The organism is Kocuria salsicia (assembly GCF_007681555.1).
Classification (GTDB): domain Bacteria; phylum Actinomycetota; class Actinomycetes; order Actinomycetales; family Micrococcaceae; genus Kocuria; species Kocuria salsicia.
Genome location: NZ_VELE01000007.1, coordinates 18,341 through 31,979, shown reverse-complemented (window position 1 = coordinate 31,979; position 13,639 = coordinate 18,341). Strand labels below are relative to the sequence as shown.

The following is a 13,639-nucleotide window of genomic DNA, read 5'->3' as shown; positions in this document are numbered from 1 at the left end:
GCCGCGTCACGGGCCGGCAGGGTGGAACGGGTGGGGAGCGGGTCACGGGCTGGCTGAGCACGGAGCGGGGCCGCGGAACCCCCGGGGGCCCGCGGCCCTTCCGGTCGTGGAACCCCCGGGGTTCGCGTGCGTCCCCTGTCCGGATCATTGGGCAAGCCAGAGCCGCAACGTCCTGCTCCCATGTTATAGAGCGCTGTTCTCGCGCAACAGAGCCTCGTGGAATGGTTGTGCTCCCGCCAGGGTTCCCACCCCGGGCCCGGCAAGGCGTCACGCACCCGGGGAGTCCCCACTCATAGACTGGGGACCAACGACGAGCCCGCAAGGATATCCATGCCCCACCGGACCACGAGCCCCGCACGCACCCCCGGACGGGCCGATGACGGGACGCTGCCCCGGGAAGGCCTCAGCTCCCAGGAGGTCGCCGAGAGGGTGGAGCTCGGGCTGACGAACGCGCAGCCCAACAGCACCTCTCGTAGCCTGTGGGCGATCGTCCGCACCCACCTGTTCACCCTGTTCAACCTCGTGCTGGGTCTGTGCGGTGCCGTGGTGATCGCACTCGGGCGCTGGCTGGACCTGCTGTTCCTCGTGGCAGCTGTGAGCAACGTGGTGATCGGCTTCGTGCAGGAGTTCTCGGCCAAGCGGCAGCTGGACAAGATCGCGCTGCTGCGCCGGGACCCCGCCAGCGTGCGCCGTGACGGCGTGCTCACCAAGGTTCCCCTCGAGGAGATCGTGCTGGACGACGTCCTGCTGCTCTCCCGCGGGGACCAGGTCCCGGCAGACGGCGAGGTGCTTGAGGCGGACGGCTTGGACATCGACGAGTCACTGCTGACCGGCGAGAACGACCCCGTGGTGAAGCAGCCCGGGGACAAGGTCCTCTCTGCCTCGAGCGTCACCAGCGGTTCCGGCACGGTGCGTGTCACGGCCGTGGGCGGGAAGTCCCACGCCTCCAAGCTCGCCAACGAGGCCCGACAGTTCGCCCCCATCCGCTCCGAGCTGCGCGATTCCCTCGCCCGGGTGGTCCGGTGGCTCTCCACTGCCCTGGTCCCCATCATCGCGGTGGTGCTCAACGGGCAGATGCGCGCGGCCGGGGGCTGGCAGCACGCGTTCGACACGGGGGCGTGGCAGGACGCCCTGGTGGCCTCGGTGTCCTCCGTGGCCTCGATGGTGCCCCAGGGCCTCGCCCTGATGACCACGATCACCTTCGCCGTGGCCGCAGTGAAGCTGGCTCGCCAGGAGGTGCTGATCCAGGAGCAGCCCGCCGTGGAGGTGCTCGCGCGCGTGGACACGGTGTGCTTCGACAAGACCGGGACCCTGACCGAGGGCGGCGTCTCCTTCGACGCCGCCCGCTGCCTCACGCCGTCGGCCCCCTCTGACACTGCCCACGAGGCGCCCGCTGCCGCCCCCGACGACGCCGCGGACCTCGCCGCTACTCGTGCGGACGTGGTCGAACCGTCCCCGGAGGCCGCCGCCGCGCTCGCGTGGTTCGGCGCGGATCCGCACGCGAACCCCACGGCCGCCGCACTGGCCGAGGGCTACGAGCACCCCAACCCGCACGAACCGGTGGCGGTGCTGGGCTTCTCCTCCGCGAACCGCTTCTCCGGCGTGGAGTTCCCGGACTCCGGCGCGTGGATCCTGGGTGCCCCGGAGGTGCAGCTTGCGGACGCAGAGCATCGTGAGGCGCGGGAGCACGCGCAGGACCTCGCCACCGCCGGGATGCGCACGATGGTGCTCTCCCGCGCCGAGCACCTGGTCCTGGCGGAGCCGGGCAAGGACGGCCGCAGACGCGCGGCTCAGGAGCTGCCGCCCGACGTGAAGCCGCAGCTGCTGCTGACCTTCCGTGAGCAGGTCCGCTCGGACGCCCGCGAGACGCTGGCGTACTTCACCGAGCAGGGGATCGATCTCAAGGTCCTCTCCGGGGACAACCCCGCCACGGTGGCCGCCGCCGCCAGGACGGCCGGGATGGACGTCTCCCACGGTGCGGTCGACGCCACCCAGTTGCCGGACGACGGCGAGGAGCTGCACCGCGCCGCGCGGGAGCACAGCGTGTTCGGCCGCGTGTCCCCGCACCAGAAGAAGAACATGGTGCTGGGCCTGCAGGAGGGCGGGCGCGTGGTCGCGATGACCGGTGACGGAATCAACGACGCCCTCGCGCTGAAGCACGCGGACCTCGGAATCGCCATGGGCAACGCGGCGCCGGCCACCAAGGCCGTCTCCCGTCTGGTGCTGCTGGACGGGCAGTTCTCGCGGCTGCCGTCCGTACTCGCTGAGGGACGGAAGATCATCGCCAACATCGAGCGCGTCACGCACCTGTTCCTCACCAAGACCGGGTTCTCGGTGCTGATGGGCGTGGTCCTGGGCCTGCTCGCCTGGACCTTCCCGTTCCTGCCCCGCCAGTACTCCACGGCGGACTTCCTGATGCTGGGCGCGCCGTCCTTCATCCTGGCGATGCTCCCCAACAGCCGCCGCTACGTCTCCGGCTACCTCAAACGGGCCCTGCACTTCTCCGTGCCGAGCGCCGTGGTCGTGGCGCTGTGCGTGGTGGGGCTGAACCTCTACGAGCGCACCGTGGACCACGCGAGCTCCACGCGGGAGTTCCAGACGTCGAGCTTCCTGGTGTTGGTGCTCGTGGGGCTGTGGATCCTGTGCGTGGGCTCCCGCCCGCTGACCCGGATCCGGCTGGCGCTCGTGGTTGCGATGTACGCGGGGCTCGTGCTGGTCGTGGTGGTCCCGCTCTCCCTGACGTACCACCAGTTCGAGGTGCCCCACGCCTCCCTGCTGTGGGCCTCGCTCGCCTTCGCGTTCGTGGGTTCCGTGCTCGTGGAGATCAACTTCCGGGTGCACACGCGGTGGCTGCGGCGCACGCAGCCCGCGGCCTTCGAGGCGGCTGCCTGGGCCGAGTAGGCCTTGGGCTCCAGTCACGACGGCGTTCGGCGGGGGCGTCCCGTCCCGTGGAGGCCACCGAAGCTGTGGAGACCGCCGCAGCGGTTCGGCGCACGGGGGATGGCCGCGAGGCCTGGCCGCGAAACGGGAGAGGCCCCGTCACCTGGTGGTGACGGGGCCTCTGCGGAGCCGCCTGCCGGAATCGAACCGGCGACCTATTCATTACGAGTGAATCGCTCTACCGACTGAGCTAAGGCGGCGTGACCGGGGATGCGAGAACCCCAGATGCACGCCGAAACAGTATCAGATCGCGGCGCGGCACCACCAATCAGCTGCCCGCCCCAGCGGGCCTCAGCTCGCGTCGCACACGGCCCCCTCATCGGGCAGGGCGCCGTTCAGGAGGTAGCCGTCCACGGCGCGGGTCACGCACGTACTGCCCGAGGTGTAGGCGGTGTGGCCGTAGCCCTCGTGAGTGAGCAGTCGGGCCTCGCCGAGCTGCTTCACCAGGGACTGCGCCCACGGGTAGGGCGTGGCCGGGTCGTGGGTGGTGCCCACCACGAGGGCGGGGGCCTCCGTGTCCGCGTGGAAGTCCACGAGGGGGGTCACGGGTCGGTCCGGCCACCCCTGGCACGCGGCCGCACCGTAGCCGAGGTAGGGGCCGAACGTGGGGGCCTTGGTGGCCAACTCCTTGGCGGCGTCGGCCATCTGCGCGTCGCTGATGTCAGCGGAGTCCGTGTCCAGGCAGCTCACCGCGGTGAAGGCCATGGATACGTTGCTCGTGTACTTGCCGGAGGAGTTCCGCCCGTGGTTGGAGTCCGAGAACGCCATGAGGGCCTCGTACTTCCCGTCGAACGCCTCCTGCAGGGCACTGTCGAGCTGCGGATAGCCCGCGGTCGAGTAGAGGGGCACCAGGATCCCCTCCAGCGCGTTGGTGGCCGTCAGTGTGCGCCCGTCGGACACGGCGGTGCGGCCCTCCGAGACCTTTCGCAGCATCTCCCTGATCTTCGTCATCCCGGCGTCCACGTCGTCCTCGCCCACGGCGCACCCCCGGGTGTTCTCCTGGCAGTCCGCCACGAAGCGCCGCAGGTTGTCCTCGAACCCCTCCGCCTGGGCCAGCGCGGAAGCACGCTCGTCGAGGGTCGGGTCCACGGCGCCGTCGAGCACCATGCGTCCCGTGCGCGCGGGAAACAGGTGCGCGTACGTGGCGCCGATCTCCGTGCCGTAGGAGAAGCCCAGGTAGTGCGTCACGGGCTGGCGCAGCACGGCGCGCAGGACGTCCAGGTCCTTCGCCACGCTCTGGGTGTCCATGTGGGAGACCACGGTGGAGGAATTGCGGTGGCACTTCTCGCCGATCTCGCGGGAGCTCGTGCGCACCTCGTCCAAGGACTCCTTGGCGGGATCGAAGGCCGGCTCCTGCCGCCACTCGTCCATCTCGCGGTCCGAGAGGCAGCGGATGCCGTCCGACCGGCCGACCCCGCGCGGGTCGAAGCCCACCAGGTCGAACTCCTTGCGCACTTCCTTGGACGTGAAGTAGTCCGTGGAGGCCATCATGTCCACGCCGGAGCCGCCCGGCCCACCGGGGTTGAGGAACAGGGCGCCCTCGGGCGAGGAACCGGTGGCCTGCAGCCGGGCGATCTCCACCTGCGTGTTCCCTCCGGACGGGTTCGCGTAGTCCACGGGGACCGTGACCGCCGCGCACTGGACGTCCTCCGGCAGCTGCTGGCCCTCGCTGGTGGTGCCGCAGCCAGCCCAGTCGAGGGACTGCGTGTAGTAGGACTCCAGCGCAGGGTCCGCGCTCGCCGTGACGTCGGGGTCCGCGGACCCCCTGGCCTCCTGGGGACCGCCCCCGGAGCAGGCCGTGAGGAACAGGGCGACGGCGCCGAGCAGCACGGCGGCGCGGCGGGGACGGGAGTTGTGCACGGGGTCCTCTCGGGGGGGGGTCAGACGATGGAGACCATCATGGCCTCGAACGCGAGTTGGGCACTCACGTTGGTGCGGATGCGCTGCCGGGTCTCGCTGATCACGTCGATCTTCTCCAGCGTCTGCTCCGCGGACGAGTTCGTCGCGTAGCCCCGGATCTGTTCCCCCAGGTGCTCGTTGACCAGGGGCATCCCGGTGCCCAGCTGGACGCTCAGCACGTCCCGGTAGAACGTGGTGAGGTCGATCAGGAACCGGTCCAGGGTGTCCGTCTGGATCCGGCGGGAGCGACGCTTCTGGTCCGCCTCCAGCCGGTTCAGCGCACCGCGGATGGCCGGTGGCACGCGGCCGGTCTCCGGGGCGCCCATGGACACGAGCAGCTGGGCCCGCTCCTCGTCGTTGCGGGCCTCCGCGTCCGCCGCGGACTCGTCCACCGCCAGGCGGTGCAGCCGGTCCGCGGCCCGCACGGCCTGGGTGACCCCGTGCATGGACAGGGGCAGCGAGACCACTTCCTGGCGGCGGGTGCGGGCGTCGTCGTACAGGGCGAGGCGGGTGGCCACGCCCACGTGGCACTGGGCGAGCCGTGCGCACTGCTCAGCGCGCTGCTCCGGCACACCGTGGCGGGCCACGAGCAGCCGGGCGACGTCCTGCGCGGACGGGACCTTCAGCGTCACCGCGCGGCAGCGCGACCGGATGGTCACGAGCACGTCCATGGGGGAGGGCGCACACAGCAGCCAGATGGTGTGGGGAGGCGGCTCCTCGATGCTCTTGAGCATCACGTTGGAGGTGCGCTCCGTCATGCGGTCCGCGTCCTCCACGATCATGATGCGCCACGAGCCCACCGAGGGCCGGTCCTGCGCCTTGACCACGAGTTCGCGGGCTTCCTCGATGCTGATCTGCGGGTTCTCCGTGACGAAGTTCGTGACGTCCGCGTGCGTGCCGGCGAAGGCGGTGCGGCACGCGTGGCACTGGCCGCAGCCGGTGCCGTGCTCGCACAGCAGGGCGGCGGCGAGGGCGCGGGCCGCGGTCGAACGGCCCGAGCCGGGAGGTCCCGTGAACAGCCAGGCGTGGGTGGGGTCCTTGTCCTGCGCGGCGCGTTGTAGCTGCTCGACGACGCGCGGCTGGCCCACCACCTCGTCCCACACGCTCATCCGGCCACCTCGTCACGCACGGGAACCACACCGCGCACGCGGTCGAGCACCAGCTCCGCGATCCGCTCCGGGGGCTGGGCGGCGTCGAGCACGAGGTAGCGCTCCGGCGCCCGCTCGGCGAGCCGACGGAAGGTGGCGTTCACGGCGTCGTGGAAGGCCCTGGCCTCGGACTCCATGCGGTCCGCGGCCAGTCCCCGCAGGCCGCGCCGGGCCTCTGCGGTGTCCTGGTCCACGTCCAGCACCACGGTGAGGTCCGGTACGAGCCCGCGCAGCGCCCACTCGTTGAGCTGGAGCACGCGCTCCACGCCGAGCCCGCGGCCCGCTCCCTGGTACGCCACGGAGGAGTCCACGAACCGGTCGCAGACCACCACCTCCCCGCGCTGCAGGGCCGGGCGGATCAGACGCGCCACGTGGTCCGCGCGCGCCGAGGCGAAGAGCAGCGCCTCGGTCTCCGCGTCCACGGGGGCGTGGGCGGGATCGAGCACGAGGGAGCGTACCGACTCCGCCAGGGGGGTGCCACCGGGTTCGCGCGTGCACGTGACGGTGGCGCCGGACTCGCGCAGGGCCCTGGTGAGCGCCGCGACCTGGGTGGACTTGCCGGCGCCGTCACCGCCTTCGAACACGATGAGCGCCCCGCGCGTTGTTTGCTTCACGCGCACCACTGTAGCCACCGGTCCGGACACCCACAGCGGACGGTGCGGGGTGGGCAGGGCGCACCGCACGGTGGGCCGCCGCCGGGCCGGACGGGGGCCGGACTAGGGTGGAGGGATGCGAAAAGACACCGTGGTGGTTGCCGGCGGGCGCCCCGCACACGAGCACGACGCCCCCGTGAACCCTCCCGTGGTGCTGACCTCCACCTACCGGGGGGTGGGTGAGGTCGCGGACACGGACCGTTCCTACGCCCGGCAGACCAACCCCACGTGGGAGGCCTTCGAGGAGGTGCTCTCCGCGCTCGAGGAGTCCCCGTGCCCCGCGCTGTCCTACGCGTCCGGGCTCGCGGCCATCACCGCCGCGCTCACGCTCGTACCCGTGGGCGGCACGCTCGTGCTGCCGCGGCACAGCTACCAGGGAAGCATGCAGCTCGCCCGGGCGTGGGAGCAGCGCGGGATCTTCTCCGTGCGCACCGTGGACGTCGCGGACACCGGCGCCACCCTGGACGCCCTCGACGGCGCCGACATGCTGTGGATCGAGAGCCCCACCAACCCCATGCTGGAGGTCGCGGACCTGCCCGCTCTGCTGAGCGGTGCGCGGCAGCGGGGCGTGCTCACGTGCGTGGACAACACCTTCGCCACGCCCCTGCTGCAGCGGCCCCTGACCCTCGGCGCGGACCTCGTGGTGCACTCGGCCACCAAGTACATCGCGGGGCACTCGGACGTGCTGATGGGCGCGGTGCTGTGCGCCACGCCGGAGCTGCGCGAGCGGCTGCACGCCCAGCGCACCCTCGAGGGCGCCGTTCCCGGCCCGTTCGAGGCGTGGCTCGCCCTGCGCGGTGTGCGCACCCTGGCGCTGCGCGTGGAGCGCTCCATGGCCAGCGCCGCGGAACTCGCCCGCAGGCTCTCGGAGCACCCGGCCGTGGCGGAGGTCCGCTACCCGGGCCTTCCACAGGATCCCGGCCACGAGCGGGCCGCTGCCCAGATGGCCGGCGGCTTCGGGTCGGTGGTCTCGGTGGTCCTCGACGACGACGCCGCCGCGGCCGAGCGCCTCGTCGCCGGGCTGCGCGTGTGGACCCCGGCCACCTCGCTGGGCGGTGTGGAGTCCCTCGTGGAGCGGCGGCGGCGCCATCCGGAGGAGCCCGCCAGCGTCCCGGAGTCCCTGCTGCGGCTGTCCGTGGGGATCGAGAACGTGGAGGACCTCTGGGAGGACCTGCTGCCCGGGCTCGACGCGCTCGCGGATCGGTAGACTGCTCCCGTGACTTCCTACCCCTGGGCCCTCGTACTGGCGAACTACCTGGACTACGCCATCACCCTGGTGGTGGCGGTGCTCGCGCTGCTTGCCGCGCTGGACTGCGTGCGCCGTTCCGCGGTGCAGTTCGAACGCGCCTGGAAGCGCACCAAGACGTTCTGGCTGGCCCTCACCGGCGGTGCCGCCGTGGTCTCGGTGTTCAGCGCGGTCTTCTCCACGCTGCAGCTCGTGAGCTTCGGTGTTCCTCGCTCGGGCTCGCTGATCCTCATGCTCGTGGCCGCCACGATCGCGGGCGTGTACTTCGCGGACGTGCGACCCGCCGTGGCGGGGGAGTCCCGCAACCCCGGCCGCTGGTAGGGCCCGGAGCGTCGAACCTCAGGAGGGGGCGACGGCGTCCCAGGACACCGTGAGCTCCCCGAGCCGCCACCGCCGCGGCCCGTGCATGACGGGCCACCCGCCGGCCTTCAGGTCCTGGCACGTGGCGATCCAGCGTCGGCGCGGACCGAACGGGGACAGCGCGGCGTTGACGGACCACGCGGCGTCGGCGGCGGCCAGGAAGTCGTGCACGCGCTCGCCGGGCACGTTGCGGTGGATCAGGATCTTGGGCAGCCGCGCCGCCACGTCCGACGGCAGGGCGTAGCTGCCCGGGCGCATGCTCACGGTGAACGTCTGCGGCCCCTCCCCGGTGACGCAGATCCAGGTGGCCAGCCGCCCGATCTCGTCGCACGTCCCGTCCATCAGCACTCCGCCCGGCGCGAGCCGTGAGCACGCGAGCTCCCAGGCACAGGGCACCTCCTCCACGGGGTACTGCCGCAGCACGTTGAAGGCCCGCACGAACACGGGCCGGCGCGGACCGGTGGGGATCTCGAAGCCTCCGCGCCGGAACTCGAGACCCGGGCGGGTGTGGACCCGGGCGGCGTCGACCCGTTGCGGGTCGATCTCCACCCCCACGAGCGTCACGTCCGGGCGCGCCGTGCGGGCGCGCTGCAGCAGCTCCACGGTGGTCACGGGGGCCGCGCCGAAGCCGAGGTCCACAAGCAGCGGATCCTGCGCGCGGCGCAGCAGCGGTGCGAGCACTCCGGTGAGGTAGCGGTCCGCGCGGCGCAACCGGTTGGGGTTGGTGGTGCCGCGGGTGATGGACCCCACGGGGCGGGACTGGGCTGGCACACGCACACTGTACTGGCACCGGGTCCGCTGCCGGGCGACACCCGTTCCCCCTGCGCGCGCTGGGTGGGACAATGGGGGCATGGCTAACGATTCAGTGACCCACAAGCTCATCCTCCTGCGCCACGGCCAGTCCGAGTGGAACGAGAAGAACCTCTTCACCGGCTGGGTGGACGTGCCGCTCACCGACAAGGGCCGCGCCGAGGCCACGCGGGGCGGTGAACTGATCGCGGAGAACGACCTGCTGCCGGACGTGGTCCACACGTCCCTGCTGCGCCGCGCCATGAACACCGCCAACCTCGCGCTCGACGCCGCGGACCGGCTCTGGATCCCCGTCAAGCGCTCCTGGCGTCTCAACGAGCGCCACTACGGCGCCCTGCAGGGCAAGAACAAGGCGGAGATCCGCGAGGAGTACGGCGAGGAGCAGTTCATGACCTGGCGCCGCTCCTACGACACCCCGCCGCCCGCCATCGACGACTCCTCCGAGTGGTCCCAGGCCGGGGACCCCCGGTACGCGGACGTCGTGGACCTGCCCCGTACCGAGTGCCTCAAGGACGTCCTCGAGCGCTTCCTGCCCTACTGGGACGAGCAGATCGTCCCGGACCTGCAGGCCGGGAAGACCGTTCTGGTGGCCGCGCACGGCAACTCCCTGCGTGCGCTCGTGAAGCACCTGGACGGCATCTCGGACGACGACATCGCCGGGCTGAACATCCCCACGGGCATCCCGCTGTACTACGAGCTCGACGAGAACTTCCGGCCCGTGACCGCCGGTGGCCGCTACCTGGACCCGGACGCCGCGGCCGAGTCCATCAAGGCCGTGGCGAACCAGGGCAAGAAGTAGTCCTTCGCCCGACAACGCGGAATCCCCGTCACCCCACGTGGGGTGACGGGGATTCCGTCGTCGTGGCCGGGATGGGCCGGGATGGGGTGGCGTCGCGGACCGCGCTCGCGGTCCGGTGGGCGTGCCGGGCGCCGGGAGGGGGCGACGTCGCCGCGTCACCGGACGCCGCGCCGTCGCCCGCCGCGTCACTCGCCGGCGTCGGTGCCGATGTGGCCGTGGCCGGTGGGGCGGGAGTCGGTGGCGGGGGCCCAGTCGCCGGTGACCAGGTAGGAGACCTTGCGGGCCACGGAGACGCCGTGGTCACCGATCCGCTCGAGGTAGCGCGAGGCGAGGGTGACGTCCACGGCGGTGGGGACCGAGGAGTTCCAGCTGGGGTCCGCGAGCATCTCGAAGACCTGCTGGTGCTTGACGTTGAGCTCGGACTTCAGGGCGAAGATCTCGTCCGTCTCACTGATGTCGCGGTCCTCCAGCGCCGTGATCACGCGGGCGATGAGCTTGAGGTCGATGTCGAACATCTGCTCGAAGTGACCCCGCATGGACTCCGGGAGCACGGGCTCCGGGAAGCGCAGGCGGGCAAGCTGCGCGAGGTGCCGGGCGAGGTCGCCCATGCGCTCCAGCGAGGCGCTCATGCGCAGCGCACCCACGATCATGCGCAGGTCCGAGGCCACGGGGGACTGCAGGGCGAGGATGTCGATCGAGCGCTCATCCAGGTCGTTCTGCAGGAAGTCGATCCGGGCGTCGTTGGAGATGACCTCCTCCGCCACCTGGATGTCTGCGTCGAGGAAGGCCGTGCGGGCGCTGCCGAGGGCCTGCTGCACGAGCGTGGCGATCTGGATCAGCTCTTCGCCGACCTGGTGGAGTTCAGCCTGGAAAACCTTGCGCACAGGGCGTCCTTTCGTTCAGGGCAATTCTTGGTCCCAGAGCTTACGCGTCCAGGAGGGCACGGCTGCCACCGGGGGAGACGGCACGACGGATTCGCACACCTCCGCCCAGGTTCACAGGCGGGAGTGAACGCGCCACCATGCCCAGGTGAACGTTGGCTGAACCACCGCGCTGCGGGCAGGGATCCCGGGCCCCGCCGCGGATCCGGGCGTCTAAGCTGGCCCCGTGAGCGAGACGACGATTGCCCTGCTGGCCGGGTTCATCGGTTTCCTGCTCGGCATCAGCGGGCTGATCGCCGTGCGGGCAAGCCAGCGCCGTCGCCACTTCCTCGCGGACGTCCAGGAGCCCACACTGCCCGAGGGCACCGCGGAGATCCTCGCGGCTCTGGGCCTGGCGTACGTGGTGGTCGACGGCGTGGACGGAGTCGTGAAGGCCTCTCCCGCCGCGTACGCCTACGGTCTCGTGCGCGGGCACACCGTGGTTCACGACGAGCTGCTGGAGATGGTGCGCAGCACCCGGCGCAACGGAGTGGTCGAGGAGAGGCGCCTCGAGCTCTCGCGGGGCCAGCTGCAGCGGGGCTCCATCGTGCTGGACATGCGCGTGGTGACCATCGCGGACGAGTACATCCTGCTGCTCGCGGACGACCAGACCGAGATCGTGCGGGCCCAGTCCATCCGCAACGACTTCGTGGCCAACGTCTCCCACGAGCTGAAGACCCCCGTGGGCGCCGTCAGCCTGCTCTCCGAAGCCATCGAGGACGCCGCCGAGGACCAGGACGCCGTGCGGCACTTCGCCGCGAGCCTGCAGCGGGAGTCCGCCCGGCTGAGCGCGATGGTGCAGGACATCATCGAGCTCTCCAGACTGCAGGGCACGGACGTTGTCGCCAAGGGCACGGCGGTGGACGTCAACCGCACCGTGCAGGAGGCCGTGGAGCGCAGCAGGCTCGCCGCGGAGAGCAGGAACATCTCCCTGAAGGTGGGGGGCCACGTGCAGATCCCTGTGTTCGGGGACCCGGACATGCTGGTGACGGCGGTGCGCAACCTGATCGACAACGCCGTGCGATACTCGCCGGAGGACACCCGCGTGGGTGTGGGGCTGCGGGAGCGCGGGGGAATGGTGCAGGTCACGGTCACGGACCAGGGCCCGGGGATCTCCGATGCGGAGCAGGACCGGATCTTCGAGCGCTTCTATCGGGTGGACAGTGCGCGCTCCCGCCAGACCGGCGGCACGGGGCTGGGGCTGAGCATCGTCAAGCACGTCATGGCGCAGCACGGCGGCGAGGTGTCCGTGTGGTCGCAGCCGGGGCGTGGCTCCACGTTCACACTGCTGCTGCCGCCCATGGACGACCCCGAGGACCAGGCGGAGCCCGCGAGCGGCGGGCAACGCGACGATCGAGTGGAGGAACGCGCGTGACCCAGATTCTCATGGTGGAGGACGAGGAGTCCCTGAGTGATCCGCTGGCCTACCTGCTGGGCCGGGAGGGCTTCGACGTGAGCGTTGTTGCGGACGGGATCAGCGCCGTCGCCGAGTTCGACAGGGCCGGCGCGGATCTCGTGCTGCTGGACCTCATGCTGCCGGGGCAGTCCGGCACCGAGGTGTGCAAGCAGATCCGGCAGCGCTCGAGCGTTCCGATCATCATGCTCACCGCCAAGGACGCGGAGATCGACAAGGTTGTGGGCCTGGAGCTCGGGGCGGACGACTACGTGACCAAGCCCTACTCCTCCCGGGAGCTCGTGGCCAGGATCAGGGCGGTGCTGCGCCGCAGGGCCGAGCCCGAGGAGCTGCTCACCGCCACGGTCTCGGCCGGGCCCGTGCGCATGGACGTGGAGCGCCACGTGGTGCACGTGGGCTCCGAGACCGTGGCCATGCCGCTGAAGGAGTTCGAGCTGCTCGAGATGCTGCTGCGCAACGCCGGCCGCGTGCTCACCCGCGGGCAGCTGATTGACCGGGTGTGGGGCTCCGACTACGTGGGGGACACCAAGACCTTGGACGTCCACGTCAAGCGGCTGCGCTCCAAGGTGGAACCGGATCCGTCCTCACCGCGGCACATCGTCACCGTGCGGGGTCTCGGGTACAAGTTCGAGCCGTGAACCGGTGCGGGCACGAGAAGAGGACCGTGACCTTTGGGGTCACGGTCCTCTTCTCGTCAGGCGAGAGGGCCGGGAGCGGTCAGTGACCGCCCTCGGCCTTCTCCGCGTTCGGTGTGTTGGAGGGGTTCGCCGGAGTGGAGGGCACGCCGCCGGGCATGAAGCTCGCGTAGCGGGGGTAGGTGTAGTCCAGAACGGGCACCGAGACGGTCTCGTCGTCGCTGCCGGCGCGGAAGGTGGTGTCCACCATCAGACCCGGGTTGGCGCCGGCACGCTCGAGTATCACGGGCTCCGACTTCTCCAGGACGACCTCCTTGTTGGCGGGAACGTCGATCTTCACCGTGGAGCCGCTCGCGTCCATGGTGAGGGTCTGCGCGGCATCGTCGTTGTTGATGACCGTGCCGAGCACGCGGCCCTCGGAGTTCGCATCCTTGGCGACCACCAGGACGTTGCGCAGCTTGAGGTCCCCGAGGTCCATCTGGATGCCGTCCGCCGGGGCGAAGCTGTCCGTGGTGGCCTGCGGGCTGATGTACGCGCAGCCGCTTACGCTGGTCAGGACGGCAAGCGCTGCCGCACCCAGTCCGAGGTGCTGCAACTTCTTGTGGGCGGCGTTCTTCACGGCACGAACTCCTCGGGCTCTCTGACAGCGTGTGGCAATTTGAGGTCAGTCTATCGGTTTGGCCACGGATCGTCTGCATCCCGGGCTCGTCCGTGGCGCGGCTCGGCGGCTGTGCGGGGCCGCAGGCCCGACGTTCGAGGGGCGTCCCAGCACAGGGTGGCGAATCATACACCGTGGTAGACTTGGTGGGCTGAAA

The 13,639-nt window shown here is 71.0% G+C and carries 12 protein-coding genes and 1 tRNA gene; 6 read left to right on the top strand and 7 right to left on the bottom strand.

Annotation, left to right across the window (positions count from 1 at the left end; genetic code table 11):
- Positions 1–330: 330 nt before the first annotated feature.
- Positions 331–2,901: an HAD-IC family P-type ATPase gene (locus tag FS770_RS10000; RefSeq protein ID WP_145011536.1), complete on the top strand. Its 2,571-nt coding sequence runs from the start codon at positions 331–333 to the stop codon at positions 2,899–2,901.
- A gap of 166 nt (positions 2,902–3,067) precedes the next feature.
- On the opposite strand, the gene FS770_RS09995 is transcribed toward FS770_RS10000, so the two are convergent.
- From FS770_RS09995 to tmk, 4 genes are all read right to left on the bottom strand, one after another.
- Positions 3,068–3,140: transfer RNA gene (locus tag FS770_RS09995), tRNA-Thr, on the bottom strand.
- 91 nt (positions 3,141–3,231) lie between these two features.
- Positions 3,232–4,800: an alpha/beta hydrolase gene (locus FS770_RS09990; protein WP_145011534.1), complete on the bottom strand. Its 1,569-nt coding sequence runs from the start codon at positions 4,798–4,800 to the stop codon at positions 3,232–3,234.
- 20 nt (positions 4,801–4,820) lie between these two features.
- A complete protein-coding gene (locus tag FS770_RS09985; RefSeq protein WP_144943121.1) occupies positions 4,821–5,948 on the bottom strand; it encodes a DNA polymerase III subunit delta' in 1,128 nt (375 codons plus the stop codon).
- A complete protein-coding gene (gene tmk, locus FS770_RS09980; protein WP_144943122.1) occupies positions 5,945–6,601 on the bottom strand; it encodes a dTMP kinase in 657 nt (218 codons plus the stop codon). Before tmk ends, FS770_RS09985 begins: the two co-directional genes overlap by 4 nt.
- A gap of 115 nt (positions 6,602–6,716) precedes the next feature.
- Between tmk and FS770_RS09975 the strand changes: the two genes are divergently transcribed.
- Both FS770_RS09975 and FS770_RS09970 read left to right on the top strand, forming a co-directional pair.
- Positions 6,717–7,847: a trans-sulfuration enzyme family protein gene (locus FS770_RS09975; protein ID WP_145011531.1), complete on the top strand. Its 1,131-nt coding sequence runs from the start codon at positions 6,717–6,719 to the stop codon at positions 7,845–7,847.
- Positions 7,848–7,856: 9 nt separating this feature from the next.
- Entirely contained in the window at positions 7,857–8,207 is a 351-nt protein-coding gene (locus tag FS770_RS09970; protein WP_055084115.1) for a DUF2516 family protein, read from the top strand.
- A gap of 18 nt (positions 8,208–8,225) precedes the next feature.
- On the opposite strand, the gene FS770_RS09965 is transcribed toward FS770_RS09970, so the two are convergent.
- Positions 8,226–9,017 (bottom strand): class I SAM-dependent methyltransferase, encoded by a 792-nt coding sequence (locus FS770_RS09965; RefSeq protein ID WP_144943123.1) that lies wholly within the window; start codon positions 9,015–9,017, stop codon positions 8,226–8,228.
- Positions 9,018–9,096: 79 nt separating this feature from the next.
- Between FS770_RS09965 and FS770_RS09960 the strand changes: the two genes are divergently transcribed.
- Entirely contained in the window at positions 9,097–9,855 is a 759-nt protein-coding gene (locus tag FS770_RS09960) for a phosphoglyceromutase (RefSeq protein WP_179229848.1), read from the top strand.
- Between the two features lie 185 nt (positions 9,856–10,040).
- Here FS770_RS09960 and phoU read toward each other — a convergent pair whose 3' ends face one another.
- On the bottom strand, positions 10,041–10,739 hold the full coding sequence (gene phoU, locus FS770_RS09955; RefSeq protein ID WP_055084109.1) for a phosphate signaling complex protein PhoU: 699 nt from the start codon (positions 10,737–10,739) through the stop codon (positions 10,041–10,043).
- 223 nt (positions 10,740–10,962) lie between these two features.
- Here phoU and FS770_RS09950 point away from each other — a divergent pair, with 223 nt between their 5' ends.
- Both FS770_RS09950 and FS770_RS09945 read left to right on the top strand, forming a co-directional pair.
- A complete protein-coding gene (locus tag FS770_RS09950; RefSeq protein ID WP_055084107.1) occupies positions 10,963–12,150 on the top strand; it encodes a sensor histidine kinase in 1,188 nt (395 codons plus the stop codon).
- The gene (locus FS770_RS09945; protein WP_094393525.1) at positions 12,147–12,827 is read left to right on the top strand and encodes a response regulator transcription factor; all 681 of its coding nucleotides are present in this window, start codon (positions 12,147–12,149) and stop codon (positions 12,825–12,827) included. The genes FS770_RS09950 and FS770_RS09945 overlap by 4 nt, the downstream gene beginning before the upstream one ends.
- Positions 12,828–12,906: 79 nt before the next feature.
- Here the strand turns inward: FS770_RS09945 and FS770_RS09940 are convergent, their stop codons facing one another.
- The gene (locus FS770_RS09940) at positions 12,907–13,443 is read right to left on the bottom strand and encodes a hypothetical protein (RefSeq protein ID WP_145011528.1); all 537 of its coding nucleotides are present in this window, start codon (positions 13,441–13,443) and stop codon (positions 12,907–12,909) included.
- Positions 13,444–13,639: the final 196 nt, after the last annotated feature.